Origin of the sequence: Ralstonia sp. TCR112 (genome assembly GCF_007997035.1) — a bacterium.
GTDB classification, from domain to species: Bacteria; Pseudomonadota; Gammaproteobacteria; order Burkholderiales; family Burkholderiaceae; genus Ralstonia; species Ralstonia edaphi.
The window spans coordinates 1-1,175 of record NZ_VOSS01000265.1; the positions used below are offsets into that span (position 1 = coordinate 1).

Annotated in this window: 1 protein-coding gene and 1 pseudogene; both read right to left on the reverse strand. The window is 66.6% G+C overall.

Translation table 11 applies throughout. The features are described 5' to 3' along the window. Window positions 1-146 precede the first annotated feature (146 nt). Window positions 147-730: pseudogene (locus FUT88_RS25815) on the reverse strand (SCO family protein). Continuing rightward, window positions 727-1,175: SUMF1/EgtB/PvdO family nonheme iron enzyme (locus tag FUT88_RS25820; protein ID WP_147219370.1), on the reverse strand; the 449-nt coding region annotated here is incomplete at its 5' end. The pseudogene FUT88_RS25815 and the gene FUT88_RS25820, both read right to left, overlap by 4 nt.

The following is a 1,175-nucleotide window of genomic DNA, read 5'->3' on the forward strand; positions in this document are numbered from 1 at the left end:
GGCGATGGCGACGAGCGTTCTCAAGGCGCGGAGGGACATGGCGGGTGCGAAGGTGAACCGGAGGGACGGGATGGTGCATCGTACCTCTCCACCTGCCGCTTCCCCAACGGGGAGCCGCTGCGCCAGCCGCCTAGCCGCCTAGCCGCTCAACGCTGCGCCGCCACCAGCTTGCGCATGGCATCCACCAGTTTCGGATCGACCGCGCCCAGCGTGTTGGTGCGCGCATTGATGCGCCCTTCCGCGTCCAGCAGCAGGATCGTGCTCGAATGGTTGAAATCGCCATCGGCCAGACGGCGGTATTGCACGCCCAGCAAGGCCGCCACCTCACGCGTGCCGCTCGCATCAGCACGGGCGACCTGCCAGTGCTCGTCTGCGTTGTGCGCGGCGGCGGTCTTCTTGAGCGCCGCAACGGAATCACGCTCCGGATCGACCGTCACCATCAGGACACGCACACCATCGTGCGCGGGCTTGCCGCCCTTGGCCAGCGTCGCGCGAATGGTCTCGAAGATCATCGGGCAGACCATTTGGCACGACGAATAGAACATGCTCACCAGCACCGGCTGCCGCGCAGGTCGGCCAGGTGGAAGACGCGGCCGTTCTGGTCGGTCAGCGCCACTTCGGATTGATACAGCGAGCCCGAAGCCACGGGCCCGGCGGCAAGCGCGCCTGCAGCGGCACCCGCCAGCACACATGCCACGAAGGCACGGCAAAGTTGCTTAAGAAGCGTCATGGACGTTCTCCATTGATGGATCGGGCGCAGCGAAAGCCAAGGCTTCCCGTGGCATCGGCGCCTTCAAGTGATGACAGCAACGCCACGCGCATCAGCACGGCGTAACTGTCGCGGCGGACGATGCTGATGGCACCAGCGCCGCAGAACTTCTGCTTGTCGGGGTCGCCCTGGGTGCGGCTGTCTCCGGCAATGAACAGTGCGTTGAAATCGTCGACCCATTCCCAGATCAGGCCATGCAGGTCGCGCACGCCATGGACATCCGCGGGGCCGCCAACGGGTGGCAACACACGCGTCGCGGGCCGTTCGTACCAGCCGAGAATGCGTTGCGCCCATTGCGGGTCGTCGCGGGCGTCTGCGCGGGTGGCATCGGCCGCGGCGGCGGATTCCCACTCGAGCCACGTCGGCAGCCGCGCGCCTTCGCTTTCGCAATAGGCACGGGCGGCAA